The organism is Rhodococcus sp. NPDC054953, assembly GCF_053609225.1.
Genome location: NZ_JBSGXD010000025.1, coordinates 32,908 through 53,135 on the forward strand (window position 1 = coordinate 32,908; position 20,228 = coordinate 53,135).

General features: G+C 70.0%; 18 protein-coding genes and 1 riboswitch. Of the genes, 7 read left to right on the forward strand and 11 right to left on the reverse strand.

The window, feature by feature from the left end; translation table 11 throughout:
* Positions 1-65: 65 nt before the first annotated feature.
* The 4 genes from ACWF62_RS16555 to ACWF62_RS16570 all read right to left on the reverse strand — a co-directional run bounded on the left by ACWF62_RS16555 (position 66) and on the right by ACWF62_RS16570 (position 4,417).
* A complete protein-coding gene (locus ACWF62_RS16555; RefSeq protein ID WP_378508426.1) occupies positions 66-1,190 on the reverse strand; it encodes a glycosyltransferase family 4 protein in 1,125 nt (374 codons plus the stop codon).
* Between the two features lie 46 nt (positions 1,191-1,236).
* Positions 1,237-2,520, reverse strand: coding sequence for a peptidase MA family metallohydrolase (locus tag ACWF62_RS16560; RefSeq protein ID WP_378508425.1), 1,284 nt, complete (start codon positions 2,518-2,520; stop codon positions 1,237-1,239).
* A 74-nt stretch (positions 2,521-2,594) separates the two neighbouring features.
* Positions 2,595-3,638 carry a C40 family peptidase gene (locus ACWF62_RS16565; RefSeq protein WP_378508424.1) on the reverse strand — a complete coding sequence of 348 codons (1,044 nt, stop codon included), beginning with the start codon at positions 3,636-3,638 and terminating at the stop codon, positions 2,595-2,597.
* 212 nt (positions 3,639-3,850) lie between these two features.
* On the reverse strand, positions 3,851-4,417 hold the full coding sequence (locus ACWF62_RS16570) for an NlpC/P60 family protein (RefSeq protein WP_378508423.1): 567 nt from the start codon (positions 4,415-4,417) through the stop codon (positions 3,851-3,853).
* Between the two features lie 12 nt (positions 4,418-4,429).
* Positions 4,430-4,593: riboswitch (cyclic di-AMP (ydaO/yuaA leader) on the reverse strand.
* Between the two features lie 458 nt (positions 4,594-5,051).
* Here ACWF62_RS16570 and ACWF62_RS16575 point away from each other — a divergent pair.
* Together ACWF62_RS16575 and ACWF62_RS16580 are read left to right on the forward strand one after the other, a co-directional pair.
* Positions 5,052-6,746, forward strand: a complete 1,695-nt coding sequence (locus ACWF62_RS16575; protein ID WP_378571501.1) for a DEDD exonuclease domain-containing protein — start codon at positions 5,052-5,054, stop codon at positions 6,744-6,746.
* A 36-nt stretch (positions 6,747-6,782) separates the two neighbouring features.
* Entirely contained in the window at positions 6,783-7,058 is a 276-nt protein-coding gene (locus ACWF62_RS16580; protein ID WP_378508421.1) for an Lrp/AsnC family transcriptional regulator, read from the forward strand.
* A 42-nt stretch (positions 7,059-7,100) separates the two neighbouring features.
* Here the strand turns inward: ACWF62_RS16580 and trpD are convergent, their stop codons facing one another.
* From trpD to ACWF62_RS16595, 3 genes are all read right to left on the reverse strand, one after another.
* A complete protein-coding gene (gene trpD / locus ACWF62_RS16585) occupies positions 7,101-8,135 on the reverse strand; it encodes an anthranilate phosphoribosyltransferase (protein WP_378508420.1) in 1,035 nt (344 codons plus the stop codon).
* A gap of 85 nt (positions 8,136-8,220) precedes the next feature.
* On the reverse strand, positions 8,221-9,318 hold the full coding sequence (locus tag ACWF62_RS16590; RefSeq protein ID WP_452630653.1) for a hypothetical protein: 1,098 nt from the start codon (positions 9,316-9,318) through the stop codon (positions 8,221-8,223).
* A 108-nt stretch (positions 9,319-9,426) separates the two neighbouring features.
* On the reverse strand, positions 9,427-9,879 hold the full coding sequence (locus tag ACWF62_RS16595; protein WP_378508418.1) for a hypothetical protein: 453 nt from the start codon (positions 9,877-9,879) through the stop codon (positions 9,427-9,429).
* A gap of 126 nt (positions 9,880-10,005) precedes the next feature.
* Between ACWF62_RS16595 and ctaE the strand changes: the two genes are divergently transcribed.
* From ctaE to qcrB, 4 genes are all read left to right on the forward strand, one after another.
* Positions 10,006-10,617 carry an aa3-type cytochrome oxidase subunit III gene (gene ctaE, locus ACWF62_RS16600; protein WP_378508417.1) on the forward strand — a complete coding sequence of 204 codons (612 nt, stop codon included), beginning with the start codon at positions 10,006-10,008 and terminating at the stop codon, positions 10,615-10,617.
* A 62-nt stretch (positions 10,618-10,679) separates the two neighbouring features.
* A complete protein-coding gene (qcrC, locus tag ACWF62_RS16605) occupies positions 10,680-11,531 on the forward strand; it encodes a cytochrome bc1 complex diheme cytochrome c subunit (protein ID WP_378508416.1) in 852 nt (283 codons plus the stop codon).
* Positions 11,528-12,670 carry a cytochrome bc1 complex Rieske iron-sulfur subunit gene (gene qcrA / locus ACWF62_RS16610; protein WP_378508415.1) on the forward strand — a complete coding sequence of 381 codons (1,143 nt, stop codon included), beginning with the start codon at positions 11,528-11,530 and terminating at the stop codon, positions 12,668-12,670. Before qcrC ends, qcrA begins: the two co-directional genes overlap by 4 nt.
* Positions 12,667-14,370: a cytochrome bc1 complex cytochrome b subunit gene (qcrB, locus tag ACWF62_RS16615; RefSeq protein WP_378508414.1), complete on the forward strand. Its 1,704-nt coding sequence runs from the start codon at positions 12,667-12,669 to the stop codon at positions 14,368-14,370. Before qcrA ends, qcrB begins: the two co-directional genes overlap by 4 nt.
* Positions 14,371-14,568: 198 nt before the next feature.
* On the opposite strand, the gene ACWF62_RS16620 is transcribed toward qcrB, so the two are convergent.
* From ACWF62_RS16620 to ctaC, 3 genes are all read right to left on the reverse strand, one after another.
* The gene (locus ACWF62_RS16620) at positions 14,569-15,180 is read right to left on the reverse strand and encodes a DUF1109 domain-containing protein (RefSeq protein ID WP_378508413.1); all 612 of its coding nucleotides are present in this window, start codon (positions 15,178-15,180) and stop codon (positions 14,569-14,571) included.
* Between the two features lie 132 nt (positions 15,181-15,312).
* On the reverse strand, positions 15,313-15,729 hold the full coding sequence (locus ACWF62_RS16625; RefSeq protein WP_378508412.1) for a cytochrome c oxidase subunit 4: 417 nt from the start codon (positions 15,727-15,729) through the stop codon (positions 15,313-15,315).
* A 74-nt stretch (positions 15,730-15,803) separates the two neighbouring features.
* Positions 15,804-16,874: an aa3-type cytochrome oxidase subunit II gene (ctaC, locus tag ACWF62_RS16630; RefSeq protein ID WP_378508411.1), complete on the reverse strand. Its 1,071-nt coding sequence runs from the start codon at positions 16,872-16,874 to the stop codon at positions 15,804-15,806.
* Positions 16,875-17,089: 215 nt separating this feature from the next.
* Between ctaC and asnB the strand changes: the two genes are divergently transcribed.
* Positions 17,090-19,015: an asparagine synthase (glutamine-hydrolyzing) gene (asnB, locus tag ACWF62_RS16635; RefSeq protein ID WP_378508410.1), complete on the forward strand. Its 1,926-nt coding sequence runs from the start codon at positions 17,090-17,092 to the stop codon at positions 19,013-19,015.
* A 70-nt stretch (positions 19,016-19,085) separates the two neighbouring features.
* On the opposite strand, the gene ACWF62_RS16640 is transcribed toward asnB, so the two are convergent.
* Positions 19,086-20,048, reverse strand: coding sequence for a carbohydrate kinase family protein (locus ACWF62_RS16640; protein WP_378508409.1), 963 nt, complete (start codon positions 20,046-20,048; stop codon positions 19,086-19,088).
* Positions 20,049-20,228: the final 180 nt, after the last annotated feature.

Consider the following 20,228-nt stretch of genomic DNA (forward strand, 5'->3'; position numbering starts at 1 on the left):
TTTGTTTTTTTTGTTTTTTTCTCTTCGGGGGGGGAACACCCCCCCCCCCCGGCGCCGCAAGCGACTTACAGCAGCGCGGCCAGCCTGGCCGCGAGGACATCCCAGCGCCACTGCTCGGACACCCAGGTGCGGCCGGCGACGCCCATCGCCGCTGCCCGGTCACGGTCCGAGAGGACCGCGACGATCGTGTCCGCCACCGACCGCACCGACCGGCCGTCGACGACGTGCCCGGTCTCCCCCTCCCGCACCGTCTCCGGGGCGCCACCGGAATCGCCGGCAACCACCGGGACGCCGGTCGCGGAGGCCTCCAGGAACACGATCCCGAGTCCCTCGACATCGAGTCCCGCGCCCCGGGTGCGGCAGGGCATCGCGAACACGTCGGCGATGGTGTGGTGGGCCGCGAGCTCCGCCGACGGCACCCCTCCGGTGAACACGACGTGCTCCTCGACGCCGACCGCGACCGCGAGCCTGCGCAGGGATTCGGCGTAGGGGCCGCCGCCGACGATCACCAGCACCGCACCGTCGATCGCCGCCCGGATCCGCGGCAACGCCCGGATCAGGACGTCCTGACCCTTGCGCGGCACCAGCCGGGACAGGCACAGGATGGTCGGCCGCTCGCCAAGGCCGTACCGGGCCCGCAGCTCGGCCCGCGCCGCCGGGTCCGGGCGGAAGCGGTCACTGTCCACGCCGGGCGGGACGTGCTCGAGGCCGGCGTGCGGCCCGAACGCGGCGGAGAACCGGCGCCGGGTGTACTTGCTGACATAGGTGATCGCATCGGTGGTGTCGCCGATCCGGCGCAGCGCCTGCCGTGCCCCGGGGATCATCGACCAGCCGACCTCGTGGCCGTGCGTGCTCGCGACGATCCGCTGTGCCCCCGCCCGTCGCAGGTGCGGGCCAAGCAACGCCAATGGCGCCGCCGCACCGAACCAGACGCTGTCGCAGTCGTGCGCGCGCACCAGTTTCGCGGCCCTCCGTGCCACCAGCGGGGTCGGCAGCATCAGCGTGGTGGGATGCCGGACCACCTCGAACGGCTGGGCGGCGTCGAACCTGCGGTGGCTGTCGCCGCGCCACCGCGGCGCGTACACCACCAGCTCGTTCGCGGGCAACGCGGCGGTCAGCGACTGCAGATAGGACTGGATACCACCCGGTCGCGGTGGAAAGTCGTTCGTCACCAACAGGGTTCGGCGCATCCGTCCACCGTATTCGGTACCCGAACCTGCCGCGCCGCAGGGTCGGTCACGAGATCCGCGCCGCGAGCCAGGACCCCCACTGCCCAACCAGTTCCCGGCTGTCGATTCCGAGGGTCCGTTCGATCCGCTCGTCGGCAACCGGCGCCTCGACGGGTCCCGCCGCCAGTTCCCGGTACAGCGACCGCAGCCGGTCCTCCCCGAACTGGTCCGCGATGAACGCCGCCACCGTCCACGCCGATTCGTATGCGACCGTTGCGCGTTCACCACCTGCCGCGAAGTCCGCGTCGGCGGGCAGTCGGTCCGGGGGTCCGTGCATCGCGACGGCGGCGGACACGGTCGGAGCGACCGCATGGACGTCGACACCGGAGCCGCGGTGTCCGACGTAGTCCGCAAACCCCTCCAGCATCCACATCGGCGACCCGTCGAGGGTGTCGGCCCGGGTGGCGATGTGGGTGAGTTCGTGACGCAGCACCGACCGCCGGGCCCCCTCGGTCAGGCGGTTGCCCGCGGTGGGGCTGAACACGACCCGCTGCCCGGTGACGGCACCGGAGTCCGGCGCGACCGCATCGGAGGTCGCGACGGCCGCGATGTCGGCGCCGCTGTGCTCGGTGCCGACCTGCGCGGCGAACTCGTCCTGCTCGGCGGTCACCAGCACCACCGCTCGGCGGGACCAGTTCGGACCCCACATTTCGGTGACGGCGGGCACCGCCGCCACGAGGTCGGCGGCGACCGCGTCGACCCGCTCGTCCTGCCACGGATGGCCGATGACCACCGATGTCCCGCCGTCGGTCTGCACGGTCCGGACGGTCACCGGGCCGAAATCCCAGGGCCCACGCCAGGTTCGGCGGTCGTACTCCGGGAGCGGACGGTCGGAGACGAGTTTCCACTGCTCGCCGCGCCGCGCCACCACCAACGCCACCGGCTTGCGGGTCGGCCCAAGATCGGCGCCCGCGATCGCGTAGCGCAGATACACCTGCGGCGCCCACACATCGGTGGCCTGCAGTTGCTCGGCGAGGTCGGTCGGCACCGGCGTTTCCGGGCCGCGGCCGATCTCGTACCCGAAGTCGGCCAGCGGCACCGCGGCCAGCGCGTGCATCCTCCGCACCTCGGAGGGCAGGAATTCGGGCATCGCGCCCGGGTCGAACAGCGCGGCGAGCGCGGGCTCGTCCCCGGCGCGGACGGCCGCCGACCATCGGTCCAGCAGGTCGCGGACCCCGGTGCGGCGCGCCTCCTCGAACGGGTTGGCCTGCTCCGCGGTTGGCGCCTGCTGCGATTCGACGGAGGGCTGCTGCAGCACCAGGCCGGCCGCGCCAGCGACGACGGTCAGCAACCCGGCCAGCGCCAGCGCCTCCCAGGTCCGGATCGTGCGGCGAGCCGGCCGCGGCGCGTCCCCCCGTTCGATGATCAGTACCGGCGCGCGCCGTAGAACGGGTACGCGTCGACCGGCGCCACCTTCACCGGGACGCCGAAGGTGGAGGCGTGCACGATGTTCCCGTTGCCCGTGTACATCCCCACGTGCGAGGCGTCGGAGTAGTAGAGCACCAGGTCGCCCGGCTGCAGGTTCTCCTTGCGGACGGGGGTTCCGCCCGCGGCCTGCGCCTGACTCGAGCGGGGCAGGACCTTGCCGATCTGCTTGTACGCCCACACCATCAGGCCCGAGCAGTCGTAGCCGTCGGGTCCGGTCGCGCCCCACACGTAGGGCTTGCCGACCTGGGTGAGCGCCGCCTGCACGGCACTGGAGTTCGCGCCGGGGACCAGGCCGGCGAGGACCGTCGACGGGTCGAAGCCGGGCGGGAACGCGGACCCGGCGAGGGTGTCCTTCTCCGCGCTGGTCAGATCCGCGAACGCGGCCGTGACCTGGGATATCTGGCCCTGCAGGTCGCTCTGGGTTCGCTGCAGGTCGTCGCTGATCGAGCGGGCGTGCTCGGTGGCCGTCCTCGCGTCGTCCGCGGATTGCCGGGACGACTCCTCCGCGGCGACCGCGGCGTCGCTCGCCTCGGTGAACTCGCGGACCTGCGCGGCGGTGTCCGCGGAGAGCACGCTGAGCGTCGACATCTGGTCGAGGAGCTGCTGCGGCGAGTCCGACACCATCACCGCGAACAGCCGGTTGACGCGGCCGCCCTGATAGTTGGCGACGGTGAGCCGGTCCACCGCGGGCTGGAACCGGGCCATCGTCGCCCTGGCCTCGTCGAGACGGCGCAGGTCCTGCTCGTGCCGGGCCTCGGCGTCGCGCTGCACGGACAGCTTGGAGTCGAGGTCGATCTGCGCGTTGTGCATCGCCTCGGTGGTCTGTTCGGCCTTGCGGGACAGGTCCGCGAGCCGCTCGAGCGCGGCCGTCGGGTTGTCGATCGCGGGGTCGGCCACCGCGGGCCCGGTGCCCGCCGCGACGAGAACGAGTGAAAGCAGCCCGGTTGCGATCGCGGTAGACCGCGTCCTCAGTGACGCCACGTGCCGGGTGCTCCTGTTCTTTTCTTCACCGAAAGGTCTCGGCAAGGTTACGGAACGGCCCGCCGTGATGTCCACCCCGGTGTTCCGGACATTCCGCCCGCCGGTGACCCACCCCCGCATACGCCGACGGGCCCGCCGATCCGGTGTGGATCGACGGGCCCGTCGGCGGCTGGGCCGCCACGCTTCTTCCCCGAGCGTGGCGAGCGGCGATGTCAGTAGCGGCGGGCGCCGTCCATCGGCATCGAGGCGATCGGGGCGCGCTTGACCGGGGTGCCGGAGGTGGCGGCGTGGATGACCTCACCGTTGCCCGCGTAGATCCCCGAGTGCGATCCGCCGTAGAAGGACACGACGTCACCGGGCTGCAGCGCGTTGGTGGCCACCGGCGTTCCCGCTGCCGCCTGGTCGTAGCTGGTGCGCGGCAGGTTCAGGCCCGCCTGCTTGAAGGCCCACTGGATCAGGCCGGAGCAGTCGAAGGCGTCCGGGCCTGCGGCACCCCACACGTACGGCGAGCCAATCTTGCTGGCTGCCGCCTCGACGGCCTTCTGGCCTGCGGTGAGAATGGGGGCAGGGGCGGGCGCGGGGGCACCGGGGAGGACCGGGAGCTGCGGGAGCCCGGGGATCTCGATGGTCTGCGCGGGAACGCCGGGGATGTCGAAGGTGCCGACGCCGGGAACCGTGACGGGCTCGGCAAGGGCGGGCGCCGCGGAGGCGGTGATCGCGCCGACGGCGAGAATGCCTGCGACGGCGACGCGCCGGGCCTTGATGATCGGTGTTGCCACGAAAGGAGGGGCCTTTCTTCCATTCTGCCGCCGACCGGGTTAGCTGACGGGTTCGGGCTGGGAAGATCAGCCCTACCCGGCGGCGCGCGGCTGCGCTCCGACGGGATTCACCCCAGTGGAAACGTGGGTCCCCGATTCGATTCCCTTGCGGGCCATCGATTAGGCGGTACCTCGCGATGCTGCGCCGGTGTGGCGCGGCAAGACTCCGCAAGGTCTCAACGAGATTACGAAAGGCCCCCGCCGCTGTCGATTCGATCGGGCGAGCAAACCGGACAATTGTCGCGTTTCGCCCACCAACCGACCGTCCGGCCCGATCTTGATCACAAACCGATAACGACCACCTGGTCTGTGTTCACCCGCCGCCTGCCGCGGACCCGGCGACGACGCCCGTCACCCGCACCAGCACGGTTCGTTCGTCCAGTTCAGTACCCTGCGGGCGATCACAACCGACCACTCGGTCGGCGCGGGGCCGCCCGCCGCATGGAGCCCGCAACCCGGTAGCGACATCCGCCGGGCGGGACGGCGGCGCCGACCCGACGCCGACGGCAAATCCGGATTCGTGTGACGCTCGTCTCAACACGGCCGGAACGGCGTGTCGGCGGGCCTGTCGGTGCCGCCGCCTAGCCTCGGCCAGGTGAGTTCCCGTGACGCCGCACACCAGCTGACGTTCGACGAGCTGGACACCCCGCTGCGGGACACCACCTTCGTCGTCGTCGACCTCGAGACCACCGGCAGCAGCGCAGGCGAGGACGCCATCACCGAGATCGGCGCGGTCAAGATCCGCGGCGGTGAGGTGATCGGCGAACTCGGCACCCTCGTCGACCCCGGTCGCACCGTGCCCCCGTACATCGTCCAGCTCACCGGCATCACCTCCGCGATGCTCGTCGACGCCCCGCGCATCGAGCGGGTGCTGCCCAGCTTCCTCGAGTTCGCCCGCGGCGCCGTCCTCGTCGCCCACAACGCACCGTTCGACGTCGGATTCCTGAAGGCCGCGGCGTCGCGGCTCGACCTCGCCTGGCCGCCGTTCCAGGTGCTGTGCACGGTCAAGCTCGCCCGCCGGGTGCTGTCCAGGGAGGAGGCGCCGTCGGTGAAGCTGTCCGCCCTTGCCGACCTGTTCCAGGTCACCACCCGACCCACGCACCGGGCCCTCGACGACGCCCGCGCCACCGTCGACGTTCTGCACGCCCTGATCGAGCGGGTCGGCAACCTCGGCGTGCACAGCTATCCCGAGCTCGTCGATTACCTGCCCAACGTGTCGGCGGCCCAACGGGGCAAGCGGGGGCTCGCCGCGCACCTGCCCCGCACCCCCGGCGTCTATCTGTTCCGCGGCCCCTCCGACGAGGTCCTCTACGTCGGCACCGCCGTGAACCTGCAGCGCCGGGTCCGCGGCTACTTCACCGGATCCGAGACCCGTGCCCGGATGAAGGAGATGGTGGCCCTCGCCACCCGCGTCGACCACGTCGAGTGCGCGCACGGGCTTGAGGCCGCGGTGCGCGAACTGCGCCTGCTCGCCGCGCACGCCCCGCCCTACAACCGCCGCTCGAAGTTCCCGAAACGCGCGTGGTGGATCACCATGACCGAGGAACCGTTTCCCCGGTTCTCGATCACGCGGACGCCGCGACCCGACGCCCTCGGCCCGTTCACGAGCCGCACCGACGCCGCCGACGTGGCAGCCACGATCGCCGAAGCATGCCGAATCCGCAGCTGCACCAAAAAGATTCGACCCGATCAGCTGCACGGGGCGGACTGCCCGGACGCGGCGGTCGGCGGCTGCCCGGCCGGCGGGGAGCCGCAGGACCCGGCCGGGTACGGCGCGGCCGTCGACGCCGCCCGCGCCCTCATCCGCGGCGCCGACGACACCGCCCTGCACCGGCTGCGCGCCCGGATCGACCACCTCGCGACCACCGAACTGTTCGAGAGCGCCGCCCGGCAGCGGGACCGCACCGCCGCCCTCGGCACGGCGCTGCGCCGCTGCCAACGGCTCGCCGCGGTCGCCGCCGTCGACGAACTGATCGCGGCCCGCCCCCGCGACGGCGGCGGCTGGGAGTTCGCGGTGATCCGCAGCGGCAGGCTCGCCTCCGCGGGTGTCGCGCAGCGGGGCGTCCCGCCGATGCCGGTGGTGGACGCCCTGACGCTGTCCGCGGAGACGGTGCTGCCCGACCCGTCGCCGCTGCGTGGCGCGACGGCAGGGGAGGTCGGGTTGATCGCGTCCTGGCTCGACGGCCCCGGCGTTCGGATCGTCCGCACCAGCCACGGGTACGCCGAACCCGCGCACGGTGCAGGCGCGTGGCAGCAGTGGTGCGCGCTCGCGCGGGGCGCGGCGTCCTAGGCTGAGGACCACCCACCCCTATTAGTAAGGAGCGAGATGATCAACGCCATCGTCCTCATTCACGCCGAGGCGAACCGCATCCCCGAGACCGCGCAGGCCGTCGCCGACATCACCGGGGTGTCCGAGGTGTACTCGTGCGCGGGCGACGTCGATCTGATCGCGATCGTCAAGGTCCGCGACCACGAGCAGATCGCCGATGTGGTGACGGGCTCGATCAACAAGGTGGACGGGGTGCTGCGCACCACCACCCACATCGCGTTCCGTTCCTATGCGAGCGCGGACGTCGAGGCCGCCTTCTCCATCGGCGAGTGACACCGGCCTGCGCCGCCGCCGCGCCTCGGCGCGGGCTGGCGGTCAGCCGGCGAGGCGGGTACTGACCGCGACCCAGCGGTCCAGCAACGCCGCGGCGGCGCCGCTGTCGATGACCTCGACGGCCCTGCCCATCCCCGCACGCAGGGCCTCGGTCAGGTCGCCGCCCAGGCCGCGATGGGCGGCGATCGCGGCACCCGCATTGAGCACGACAGCGTCGTGCACGGCGCCGCGGTCACCGGCAAGGACCGCCCGCGCGATCACCGCGTTCGCCTCGGCGTCCCCACCCCGCAGGGCGTCCAGCGGCACCCGGGCCACCCCGACCGCGGTCGGATCGATCCGGTCCTCGCGCACCTTCCCACCCTCGACGACGAACACGGTGCTGGTGGTCGAGGTGGTGATCTCGTCCAGTCCGTCGTCGCCGCGGACCACCAGCGCCGTCACCCCGCGCTCGGCGAGCACGCCGGCGACCACCGGCTGCAGGTCCGCGAACGCGCACCCGATCAGGCCGGCGCGGGGGCGGGCCGGGTTGGTCAACGGTCCGAGCACGTTAAACACCGTCGGGATGCCGATCTCCTTGCGGGGACCGGACGTGAACCGGAACGCCGGATGGAACGTCGGCGCGAAGCAGAAGCCGATCCCCACCTCACGCACGCACGCCGCGACCGCGGCCGGGTCCAGGCTGATCCGGACACCGAGCGCCTCGAGCACGTCCGCACCGCCGCTCTTCGACGACGCGGCCCGGTTGCCGTGCTTGACGACCCGCACCCCGGCCGCCGCGACCACCACCGACGCCATCGTCGAGATGTTCACGGTGTGCTGCCGGTCGCCGCCGGTACCGACGATGTCGACGGCATCGGAATCGACGTCGAGGGGACGGGCGTGCGCGAGCATCGCATCCGCGATCCCCCGCACCTCGGACGGCGTGGGGCCCTTCATCTTCAGCGCGATGCCGAACGCCGCGATCTGGGCGGAGGTGGCGTTGTCGGACATGATCTCGCCCATCGCCCACGAGGCGGTGGCCGCATCGAGATCGCGTCCGTCCGTCAGAGCGCCGAGCACCTCGGGCCACGTCCCCATTCCAACCGCCTCTTCGTCGTCGCTGTGATCCGGGGTGCAGCTTATGACGTCGTCCCGGCCGGGAACGACCGGCGGTGGCCGGTGGTCACCCGACCGCGGCGACGACCCGGGTCGCCAGGTCGTGCACCCGCTCGCACGGGTCGAACGGGATCGGCCCGCTCGCCTCGGCGGCGGCGTCGAGCTTCTTGGGATGGACCTCGACGTCGATCAGGTGCCCGTTCCACTCCCCGGCCGGCTCCGACGGCCGGTAGGTGAGGTTCACCCCGCAGTACCGGGGCCGCTCCCATTGGCCCGGATCGGGGACGCCGTCGGACGACTCGATCCCGGTCAGGCCTGCCAGCGTGATCGGCCGCGCGCCGTCGTACAGCGCCTGCTCGGGGTTGAGGCTGAACAGCACCTCGACCTCCACCCGATACGCCTCGCCGTCCCTGGTGAGGCCGTACCCGCACTGGCCGACGCCGACCGTCGGCCGGTGGACGGTCCAGTCCGGGAAACTCGCGCGCACCAGGTCCTCAAGGCACGGGTCCTTTCCGATCAGGGAGCGGCCCTCGACCGGGACCGCTCGCGGCGGCAGCGCCACGATCCGGTCGATGATCCGGGCCAGGTAGTCGCTGGCCGCCGCGCAGCGGTCCGGCCACTCGCCGATCGCCTTGCCGTCGGACCCGACCCGGCGCACGCGCAGCGTCGCGTAGCGGCCGAAGGCGTCACCGTCGTCCACCTGCGGCAGGTGATACCAGCAGGTGTCCCGAGAGATGTCGTCGTCGGGGCCGGGATCGCGGTAGACGGTGTGCCCGCCGACGGTTTCCGCGTTCGCCTCGATGTCGGCCCGCGCCCGCGCGCTGCCCATCGTCAGCTCGAACACGTGGATCGGGCCCTGACCGTCGCCGACCACGAGGGTGCATCCGGACAGCCCCGGGCCGGTGTTCACGGCGGTCCGGGTGCCCCACCGCTCGGCGTACCCGCGATCGTGGATCGCGCAGCTGTCGGTGCCGCGGATCCGCGCCATCAGGTCGACCAGCGCGCCCGACGAGCCCCCCTCCGAGGCTTCCGAGGACCCGCCAGCGGCCGGATCCGGCGCGGCCGCGGCGTCGCTCGCCGGGATCGGGGTGCCCTCGAGTTGGGCGCATCCCGACACCCCGAGGCACAGCGCCACCGCAAGACCGACCGATACGACACCACGCAACACCCGCAACCCCCATGTGATCCCCCGGCACGGCGCGCCCTCCCCGGGACCGTCGTGCGTTTCGCCGCGGCAGAGTATCGGACGCCCCGGTGCCGGGCCGGCCTCGGGTCAGCCGGCGTCCCCGCCGACCGGTTGCAGCGCGTCCCATCCGACCGCCGTGCCCCCCGCCCGCTGCGCGAGCCCCGCCATCCGCGACTTCTCCTGCGCACAGTGCAGTGCGTCGAGGGCCTGGGTGCGCACCAGGGTCAGGGCGACGAGTTCGTCGCCGGGGGCCGCCTCCGGTGCGTCTACTGGCCGCACGGCGACGGTGTAGCCGTCCTGCGCGGCGAGCTCCGCGGCGCCGGCCACGGCGCGGGCGGGCAGCCGCAGGTGATGCCGCAGGACCGCCTCGTCCTCGGCCACCCACGCCGGGGTCGTCGCGGCCCCACGCTCGAGCGCGGCGCTGCACGATTCGGTGTCGTCGAAGCTCGCCGCGACCACCACCAGATCGGTGCGGTCCCGGTCCAGCGGCACCGTTCCTCCCCTGCCGAAAAGTGTCCGCCACCAACGTGCCCGCGCCATGTGACCACTCTCCCACGAGCGCCCACCTGCACAATCGCGGGCTGGGGCATACTGGAATTCGGGCACGACGCGCCAAGAACGGACCCGGGTGGTCCCGTCGTACGACAAGGCGTCATACTTCCTTCTGTGACGAGCGCAGTAGGGACCCAAGGATCCGCAATCACCCAGCGCGTGCACTCGCTGAACCGGCCGAACATGGTCAGCGTCGGCACCATTGTCTGGCTGTCCAGTGAGTTGATGTTCTTCGCTGGTTTGTTCGCGATGTATTTTGTCGCGCGCGCGCAGGCGAACGGCAACTGGCCGCCGGAGCCCACGGAGTTGAACCTGGCACTCGCCGTGCCGGTCACCGCGGTGCTCGTGGCGTCGTCGTTCACCTGCCAGATGGGCGTTTTCGCCGCCGAGCGCGGCGACGTCTTCGGCCTGCGCCGGTGGTACATCCTGACCCTGGCCATGGGCACGTTCTTCGTGCTCGGACAGGCATACGAGTACCTCCACCTGGTGCAGCACGGCACCACCTTCTCGAGCAGCGCCTACGGGTCGGTCTTCTACATCACGACCGGCTTCCACGGCCTGCACGTCATCGGTGGCCTCGTCGCTTTCGTCTTCTTGATCGTGCGAACCAAGGTCAGCAAGTTCACTCCCGCGCAGGCGACGGCTGCGATCGTCGTCTCGTACTACTGGCACTTCGTCGACATCGTGTGGATCGGCCTGTTCGCCACCATCTATTTCATCCGTTAGAAGCTGAACGCAGTACCCAGCCCAGTCCGTTCAGTCCGTCCCGCGAGACCAAAGGGATACAGATGAGTTCATCCCCCCCTTCACCAGCCGCCGACAGCGCGACTGCCACGAAAGCCCGTCGTCAGCGCAAGTTCCGTCGCCGCGTCACCGGCGCCCTGATCCTGATGATGGGACTCGTCGGCGCCGGCTTCCTCGCCTCGGCCCTGACGCCTGCGCCGCAGGTCGCGACCGCGTCCGAGGACCAGTCCGCGCTGATCCGTGAGGGCAAGCAGCTGTACGACACCTCGTGTGTCACCTGCCACGGCGCGAACCTGCAGGGTGTGCAGGACCGCGGCCCCAGCCTGATCGGTGTCGGTGAGGCCGCCGTGTACTTCCAGGTCTCGTCGGGCCGCATGCCCGCGATGCGCAACGAGGCCCAGGCCCTGCGCAAGCCGCCGAAGTTCGATGCGCGGCAGACCGACGCGATCGGTGCCTACATCCAGGCCAACGGCGGCGGCCCGACCGTGGTGCGGGACGAGAACGGCGAGGTGGCGACCACCTCGCTGCGCGGCAACGACATCGCCCGCGGCAGCGAGCTGTTCCGCCTGAACTGCGCCTCCTGCCACAACTTCACCGGCCGCGGCGGCGCGCTGTCCTCCGGTAAGTTCGCTCCCCCGCTCGACCCGGCCAGCGAGCAGCAGATCTACCAGGCCATGGCCACCGGCCCGCAGAACATGCCCAAGTTCTCGGATCGTCAGCTCAGCCCGGACGAGAAGCGCGACATCATCGCCTTCATCAAGTCCGCAGGCGAGACGAAGAACCCCGGCGGCTACGGCCTCGGTGGCTTCGGTCCGGCGTCCGAGGGCATGGCCATGTGGGCCATCGGAATCGTTGCCGTTGTCGGCGCAGCACTGTGGATCGGAGCAAGGTCATGAGCGACGCCGGTCACGGCGATACGCCGAAGAAGGACTACACCCCGGAGGAGCTCGACGCGATGAGTCGCGACGAACTCGTCACCCTGGGCACCAACCTGGACGGGGTCGACGTCGCGTTCCGGCGCGAGCGTTGGACGGTCGAGGGCACCAAGGCCGAGAAGCGCGCCGAGCGCGCCGTCGCCTACTGGTTCGCGCTCGCCGGCATCTCCGCGATCGCGTTCATCGCGATCTACCTCTTCTGGCCCTGGGAGTACAAGGGCATGGGTGAAGAGGGCTACGACATGTACAGCCTCTACACCCCGCTGATCGGCCTGACGATGGGTCTGGCGATCCTCGGCCTCGGTGTCGGTGCCGTGCTGTTCACCAAGAAGTTCATCCCCGAAGAGGTCTCCATCCAGGACCGGCACGACCAGGGCGGTTCCGCCGAGGTCGACCGTCGGACCATCGTCGCCCAGCTCGGCGACTCGCTGGAGACGTCGACGCTGGGTCGCCGCAAGCTGATCAAGCGGTCCCTCGGCTTCGGTGCTGGCGCGCTCGGCGTCATGGCGATCATGCCGCTCGGTGGCCTGATCAAGAACCCGTGGGCCAAGGGCGACAAGTCGGACCTGTGGACCTCGGGTTGGACCCCGACGTTCCCCGGCGAGACCATCTACCTGCGCCGCTACACCGGCCGCCCGCACGACATCGTGCTGGTGCGCCCGGAGGACCTCGACGCGGGCGCGATGGAGACGGTGTTCCCGTTCCGTGAGTCCGAGCGTGGCAACGAGAAGGCCCTCGCGCACGCGCTCAAGCGGGCCGACAACCCGGTCATGCTGATTCGCCTGCGGACCGAGGACAGCGACCGCGCGGTCCGCCGCAAGGGCCAGGAGAGCTTCAACTTCGGCGACTACTGGGCGTACTCGAAGCTGTGCACCCACCTGGGCTGCCCGACCTCGCTGTACGAGCAGCAGACCAACCGGATCCTGTGCCCGTGCCACCAGTCGCAGTTCGACGCCCTGCACTTCGGTAAGCCGATCTTCGGTCCCGCCGCTCGCGCCCTCCCCCAGTTGCCGATTACAGTCAACGAAGAGGGCTTCCTCGTCGCCAACGGTGACTTCGTCGAGGCCCTCGGCCCCGGATTTTGGGAGCGTCGTTCATGACAACCATCACTGGCGGCCAGTCGAAGGCCGCAGCGCACGCCGCGAAGGCGGGCGAGAACCTGGATTCGCGGTACCACCTCGCGGCGGGCATGCGCAAGCAGATCAACAAGGTCTTCCCGACCCACTGGTCCTTCATGCTCGGCGAGATCGCGCTGTACAGCTTCATCATCCTGCTGATCTCGGGTGTGTACCTCACCCTGTTCTTCGACCCGTCGATGGCGGAGGTCGTCTACAACGGCGCCTACCAGCCGCTGCGCGGCGTCGAGATGTCGAAGGCATACGCGACCACCCTGAACATCTCGTTCGAGGTGCGCGGTGGCCTGTTCGTCCGGCAGATCCATCACTGGGCCGCGCTGATGTTCGCCGCGTCGATCATCATCCACCTGCTGCGCATCTTCTTCACCGGTGCGTTCCGTCGCCCGCGTGAGGCGAACTGGGTGATCGGCTCGCTGCTGCTGATCCTGGCGATGTTCGAGGGCTTCTTCGGCTACTCGCTGCCCGACGACCTGCTGTCCGGCACCGGCCTCCGCGCCGCCCTGTCCGGCATCACGCTCTCGGTTCCGATCGTCGGCAGCTGGCTGCAGTTCCTGATCTTCGACGGCGACTTCCCTGGCACGCTGATCATCCCGCGCCTGTACGTCGCGCACGTGCTGCTGGTTCCCGGCATCATCCTGGCCCTGATCGGCGCCCACCTGGCGCTGGTCTGGTACCAGAAGCACACCCAGTTCCCGGGCACCGGCCGCACCGAGGACAACGTCGTCGGCGTCCGGATCCTCCCGGTGTTCGCCCTCAAGGGTGGCGCGTTCTTCGCCTTCACCTTCGGCATCCTCGCCGTCATGGGTGGCGTGCTGCAGATCAACCCGATCTGGAACATCGGCCCGTACAACGCGTCGCAGGTGTCCGCGGGCTCGCAGCCCGACATCTACATGATGTGGACGGACGGCATGGCTCGACTGTGGCCGGCGTGGGAGATCTATCCGTTCGGGGGCCGCTACACGGTGCCCGCGGTGTTCGCGGTCGCGCTGATCATGGGCCTGGTGTTCACGGCACTGATCGCCTACCCGTGGATCGAGAAGAAGTTCACCAAGGACGATGCGCACCACAACCTGCTGCAGCGTCCGCGTGACGTCCCGGTCCGCACCGGCATCGGCGCGATGGCCATCGTCTTCTACGTGATCCTGACGCTGATGTGCATCAACGACATCATCGCGTTCAAGTTCGACATCTCGCTGAACGCGACGACGTGGATGGGCCGCATCGGCCTGGTGCTGCTGCCGCCGATCGTCTACTTCATCACCTACCGGTTCTGCATCGGGCTGCAGCGCAGCGACCGCGCGGTGCTCGAGCACGGCATCGAGACCGGCGTGATCAAGCGCCTGCCGCACGGTGAGTACGTCGAGGTGCACCAGCCGCTCGGCCCCGTGGACGACCACGGCCACCCGATCCCGCTGGCGTACCAGGGCGCGGCGATCCCGAAGAAGATGAACAAGCTCGGCTCCGCGGGCAAGCCCGGCCTGGGCAGCCTGATGGTCGCGGACCCGGCCGACGAGGCGGCCGCACTGGTTGCCGCCGAGCACGAGAAGGAGCACGAGCAGCTCGCGATCCTCAAGGCGTACCAGGACAAGGCGCACGGCGTCGAGTCCGAGGCGCCCAGCGGCTCGCACGCCATCGACTCCTCCGACGGCGACGCCAAGCACTGACTCCGGTCACGCTCGCACACGGGGAAGGCCCCGAACCCGCACAGGGTTCGGGGCCTTCCCCGTTTCTGGTCAACGGATACGGGTCGCGTGAGGTGGAGGTGAACCCGCCCCTGCCGCTGAGCGTCGCCATACCGGTGACGCTCGCACTGCCCACGCCGCAGTCTCGGCCCACCCCGCGGTCTCGGCGCTGGCCGCGGCTCAGTCCCGCCACACCTCGGTGTAGCTGTACCAGCCGCCGCCGAGGTCGGTGGCGGTGAGGTCGACATCTCCCGCGGGTGCACCGTCCGGCGCATACGCCCAGCCGGAGGTCACCGTCAGGAACGTCGCATCGTCATCAACGAAGAACACCGCGCCGTCCCGCCCGACGAAGACCCGCGACAACTCGAGGCCACCGATCCGCACATCCTCCGCCCGATGCTCCGGATCGTCGGGCATCGCGGCCACGTAGGCGTCGAGGTCCGCCCGCGCCGACTCGAAGTCGGCCACCGGCAGCACCGACAGGAGCAGCCCACCCGCGAGCACCGCCGCGGGGGCGGCCAGGATCCACCGGGACCACCGCCGGTCCCGGCCCACCACATACAGGGTCTTGATCGCCCACACCAGCCCTGTCACGAGCAGCACCAGCAGGATGGGTGCGCCGAAGAAGAACCGGTCCGCGTCGGTCAGGTTCCGGGTCCCCGGCCACCAGTCCGCCAGCAGGACCGTCAGCGCGGCGACCGCGGCGACGGTGACCGCGAGGACGACGGGTCCGGGTGGTGAGGCGAGCGGGTCCCGCTCCGTCCCGATCCGCGCCGCCCGTGCCCGGTCCATCGCCACTCCCCCTCGCCGCGCGCCCCCGAGTCCGGGGGCGATCGTGTGCCGCCAGCGTAGGGCAAGGACGCCGAAACGCCGCGGGCGCCACACCCGGTGGGGTGTGGCGCCCGCGGCGCTGGTTCGTTGGCGTCAGTGCTTCTCCGGCCCGATGTGGTACTCGAAGACCAGGCCCGCCGCGCAGGCGAGCACAACGACGACGCTGACCACGATCAGCCACGGCTGGAAGAAGGCGAGGGAGACCGCGCTCAGTGCGGCACCGCCCGCGAGGAGGATCGGCCAGAAGCTGCCCGGGCTGAAGAAGCCCAGATCGCCGGCGCCGTCCGAGATCTCCGCCTCCTCGTAGTCCTCCGGACGGGTGTCGAGGCGACGGGCCACGAACCGGAAGTAGGTGCCAATGATCAGGCTCAGCCCGGCGGTCAGGACGAGGGCGGTGGTGCCCGCCCACTCGACACCGGTCCGCGACATGGCGGTGAAGATGCCGTACACGATTGCGATGAAGACGAAAAACACCGTCAACATCTCGAAGAGCTTGGCTTCGATCTTCATATCAGCTCGTCCTTCAGCAGGTTGCTAGGTCGTCGTAGGCCGTCGGGCCTCGTGTTCTGGGGTGCCGAAGCCGGCTACTGGTTCTCGCCCTCGAGGACCTGCGTTGCCTGGCGGTAGGTCCGTTCCGTATTGAACGGGGTGGTCGACGTCGCGACCGGGGACTCGCCGATCGCCTCAAGCGCCGCGGCCGTGGTGAGCGCCTGGCCACCCTCGTCCACCGGCTTGCGCAGCTCGATGTACTTGGCGAACTTCTCCGGGCTCACGGCGCGGACCTCGAAGTTCATCATCGCGTGGTAGGTGCCGCACATTTCCGCGCACCGGCCGACGAACGCGCCTTCCTTCTGGATCTCACTGATCTGGAAGACGTTGTCGGAGTGGTTCTCCTTCGGGTTCGGCATGACGTCCCGCTTGAACAGGAACTCCGGAACCCAGAAGGCGTGGATGACGTCCGAGGACGCGAGAGCGAACTCGATGCGCTTGCCGGTCGGCAGCACCAGGATCGGGATCTCGCTGCTGGAGCCGATGGTCTCGATCTTGTTGTAGTTCAGGTAGGACAGGTCGTGCTCGGACTTGCCCGCCATCGCGCCGGGGACCTCGTAGCCGTGCACCACGTTCGGCTCGCCGGGCGCCTCGGCCGCGGCCTGCGCCTCCTCGTCGATGCCGTCGTACTTGGCGGTGCCGTCACCGAGGTCGATGCTGCGGTAGCCGAACTTCCAGTTCCACTGGTAGGCGGTCACGTCGACGACGACGTTGGGGTCGTCCTTCTTCTCGTGGACGTAGTTCTGCACGACGACCGTGAAGTAGAACAACACCGCGATGATCACGAACGGGACCGCCGTGTACAGCAGTTCCAGCGGCACGTTGTAGGCCGTCTGGCGGGGGAACTCCGGGGAGTCCTTCTTCTTCCGGTGGAAGATGACCGTCCAGAACGTCAGGCCCCACACGATGACACCCATGAACAGGGCGGCGATGACCGACCAGGTCCACAGTTCACGCATTCGCTCGGCCTGCGGAGTGATGCCCGACGGCCATCCGAAGCGAAGCACCGAATTGTCGATCGAACATCCCGACAGCAGCATGGCGGCCAGTCCCAATGAGACCGCTAGCCCCGCTCGCCGAAGGATCCGACTCTGCGCCACGTTCACGCCTTCCTGATCGCCGCAAAATTGATAGGGGCAGCCCAGCGGGACACCCGAATACTACGCAGCGTAGACCAAAGCCGCCGCCCATCCACCCTCGGGTCACACCCGGCGGTTCGGCGCGTCTGCGGCATACTCGGCACAATCAATCGGCAATCCGCTCCTCACCTGTTCACGCGGGTGTGGAGTTCCCCCCGAAGCGAATTGAGGTACTGGACGCTGTGTGTGGACTGCTCGGGCTATTGACCTCGGACGGAACCACCGACGCCGCCGTCGCACGGGTCGACTCCGCGATGCACTGCCTTCGCCACCGTGGACCCGACGAGCACGGAACCTGGCACGACGACGACCTCGTGTTCGGCTTCAACCGGCTGTCGATCATCGACATCGAACACTCGCACCAGCCGCTGCGGTGGGGCCCGTCCGACAATCCGGACCGGTACGCGCTCACCTTCAACGGCGAGATCTACAACTACCTGGAACTGCGGGAGGAACTCGCCAACGACCACGGCGCCGAGTTCCGCACCGAGGGCGACAGCGAGGCCATCGCCGCCGCGTTCCACCACTGGGGCGCCGACGCGGTGCGCAGGCTGCGCGGCATGTTCGCGTTCGCGATCTGGGACACCGAAACGCGGGAGCTGTTCATCGCCCGCGACCCGTTCGGCATCAAGCCGCTGTTCCTCGCCACCGGCACCGCGGGCACCGCGTTCGGCAGCGAGAAGAAGAGCCTGCTCGAACTCGTCGACGTGATCGGCATCGGCACCGACCTCGACCCGCGGGCCACCGAGCACTACACGGTGCTGCAGTACGTTCCGGAGCCGGAGACACTGCACACCCAGATCCGCCGACTCGAGTCCGGGTCCTACGCGTGGATCCGCCCCGGCGAGCAGCCGCGGATCACCCGGTACTTCACTCCGCAGTTCCCGGTGCGGCCGTTCACGCCGGGCAGCGAGCAGTCGCGGTACCGCGAGATCGCGGCGGCGCTCGAGGACTCCGTCGCCAAGCACATGCGGGCCGACGTCACGGTCGGCTCGTTCCTGTCCGGCGGCATCGACTCCACCGCGATCGCCGCGCTGGCGATGCGGCACAACCCGAAGCTGATCACCTTCACCACCGGATTCGAGCGGGAGGGCTACTCGGAGGTCGACGTCGCCGCGGAATCCGCGGCCGCGATCGGCGCCAGGCACGTGGTCAAGGTGGTCTCCCCCGCCGAGTTCGCCGCGGCGATCCCGGAGATCATCTGGTATCTCGACGACCCGGTCGCCGACCCGGCCCTGGTGCCGTTGTGGTTCGTCGCGAAGGAGGCCCGCAAGCACGTCAAGGTGGTGCTCTCCGGCGAGGGCGCCGACGAACTGTTCGGCGGGTACACCATCTACCGGGAGCCGCTGTCCCTCAAACCGTTCGAGTACCTGCCCGCGCCGCTGCGTCGGGCCGCCGGGAAGCTGTCGGAGCGGATCCCGGACGGCACCCGAGGCAAGAGCCTGCTCAACCGGGGTTCGATGACCCTCGAGGAGCGCTACTACGGCAACGCCCGCAGCTTCAACGACGCGCAGCTGCGGGCCGTGCTGCGGGACTTCCGCCCGGAGTGGACGCACCGGGACGTGACCGCGCCGATCTACGCGCAGTCCGCGGGCTGGGATCCGGTCGCACGGATGCAGCACCTGGACCTGTTCACCTGGCTGCGCGGGGACATCCTCGTCAAGGCCGACAAGATGACGATGGCGAACTCCCTCGAACTGCGGGTGCCGTTCCTCGACACCGAGGTCTTCGAGGTCGCCTCGCGGGTGCCGCTGGATCAGAAGATCACGAAATCGACCACGAAGTACGCGCTGCGGCAGGCGCTTGAGGGCATCGTCCCGCCGCACGTGCTGCACCGCGCGAAGCTGGGCTTCCCGGTCCCGCTGCGGCATTGGCTGGCGGGCACCGAACTGTTCGACTGGGCGCACCAGCAGATCGCGGACTCCCAGACCGATCACATCTTCGACAAGGCAGCGGTCGCGCGGATGCTGAACGAGCATCGCGACGGCGTCTCGGACCACAGCCGCCGCCTGTGGACGGTGCTGTGCTTCATGATCTGGCACGGCATCTTCGTCGAGAAGCGCATCGTGCCGCAGATCCAGGAACCGGTGTACCCGGTCCACATGTAGAGGCGCTTCGCGCCCGTGAGTCCTTCTGGCCCCCATTGGGACCAGAAGGACTCACGGGCGGCGGAGCCGCCTAGAGGACGGCGGCGATCTCGTCGGCGGCCTCGGCCCCGTAGGCCTCGGCGAGCCGCTTGACGGCGTCGTCCCGGTCCAGGGTCCACTCCTGGGTGCCGACGGTCTCGAGCACCAGCACCGCGACCAGCGATCCGAGCTGCGCCGCCCGCTCCAGGCTCAGCCCGGCGCTCCGGCCGGTCAGGAAGCCGGCGCGGAACGCGTCCCCGACACCGGTCGGGTCGACCTTCGCCTTCTCGGGCACCACGCCGACCCGGATGACGTTGCCCTCCCGGTCGACGATCTCGACACCCTTCGCGCCGAGCGTCGTGACCCGCAACCCGATCTGCTCGGCGATCTCCCGCTCGGTCAGCTCGGTCTTCTGCAGCAGCAGCGCCCACTCGTACTCGTTCGTGAACAGGTACTTCGCGCCGCCGATCAGCTCCCGCGCCTCGGCGCCGGACAGCCGGGCCAGCTGCTGGGACGGGTCCGCGGCGAACGGCAAACCCAGCTCGCGGCACTGCTGCGTGTGCCGGGCCATCGCGGCCGGATCGTTCGCGCCGACGAGCACCAGGTCGACACCGGCGGGCAGGTCGGCGAGCGAGATGTCGCGGGCCTCGCTCATCGCGCCCGGGTAGAACGACGCGATCTGCGCCATGTCCTCGTCGGTGGTGCACACGAACCGGGCGGTGTGCGCGGTCTGCGACACGTGCACCGCCGAGCAGTCGACGCCGTGCTGCTCGAGCCACCCCCGGTACTCGGCGAAGTCGGCGCCGACCGCGCCGACGAGCAGCGGGGTTCCGCCGAGCACGCCCATCGCGAAGGCGATGTTGCCGCCGACGCCGCCGCGGCGAACCACCAGGTCGTCGACGAGGAAGCTCAACGAGATGTGCTGAAGCTGGTCGGCGATCAGCTGCTCGGCGAAGCGCCCGGGGAAACGCATCAGGTGATCGGTGGCGATGGAACCGGTGACCGCGATTGTCACGCGTGAGACCTTTCAGTTCGACTGCGCACGGGGCGGGACATCCCCATGTCAGATGTGCAAAGTCCTCACCGTACCCGGCCCGGTCCTGCCCCGGACACGCCTCCGGCGAGGGAACCAGTGAAGGGGGGCGCGACAGGGGGGGGGGGGGGGGGGGAGCAGGTGGAAGAATCGCCGACGGCG

Bases quoted from the DNA above. Each gene is read 5' to 3' on its own strand.
- ACWF62_RS16555 (WP_378508426.1), bottom strand. From the start codon at position 1,190: ATGCGCCGAACCCTGTTGGTGACGAACGACTTTCCACCGCGACCGGGT.
- ACWF62_RS16580 (WP_378508421.1), top strand. From the start codon at position 6,783: ATGATCAACGCCATCGTCCTCATTCACGCCGAGGCGAACCGCATCCCC.
- trpD (WP_378508420.1), bottom strand. From the start codon at position 8,135: ATGGGGACGTGGCCCGAGGTGCTCGGCGCTCTGACGGACGGACGCGAT.
- ACWF62_RS16595 (WP_378508418.1), bottom strand. From the start codon at position 9,879: ATGGCGCGGGCACGTTGGTGGCGGACACTTTTCGGCAGGGGAGGAACG.
- qcrC (WP_378508416.1), top strand. From the start codon at position 10,680: ATGAGTTCATCCCCCCCTTCACCAGCCGCCGACAGCGCGACTGCCACG.
- qcrA (WP_378508415.1), top strand. From the start codon at position 11,528: ATGAGCGACGCCGGTCACGGCGATACGCCGAAGAAGGACTACACCCCG.
- qcrB (WP_378508414.1), top strand. From the start codon at position 12,667: ATGACAACCATCACTGGCGGCCAGTCGAAGGCCGCAGCGCACGCCGCG.
- ACWF62_RS16620 (WP_378508413.1), bottom strand. From the start codon at position 15,180: ATGGACCGGGCACGGGCGGCGCGGATCGGGACGGAGCGGGACCCGCTC.
- ACWF62_RS16625 (WP_378508412.1), bottom strand. From the start codon at position 15,729: ATGAAGATCGAAGCCAAGCTCTTCGAGATGTTGACGGTGTTTTTCGTC.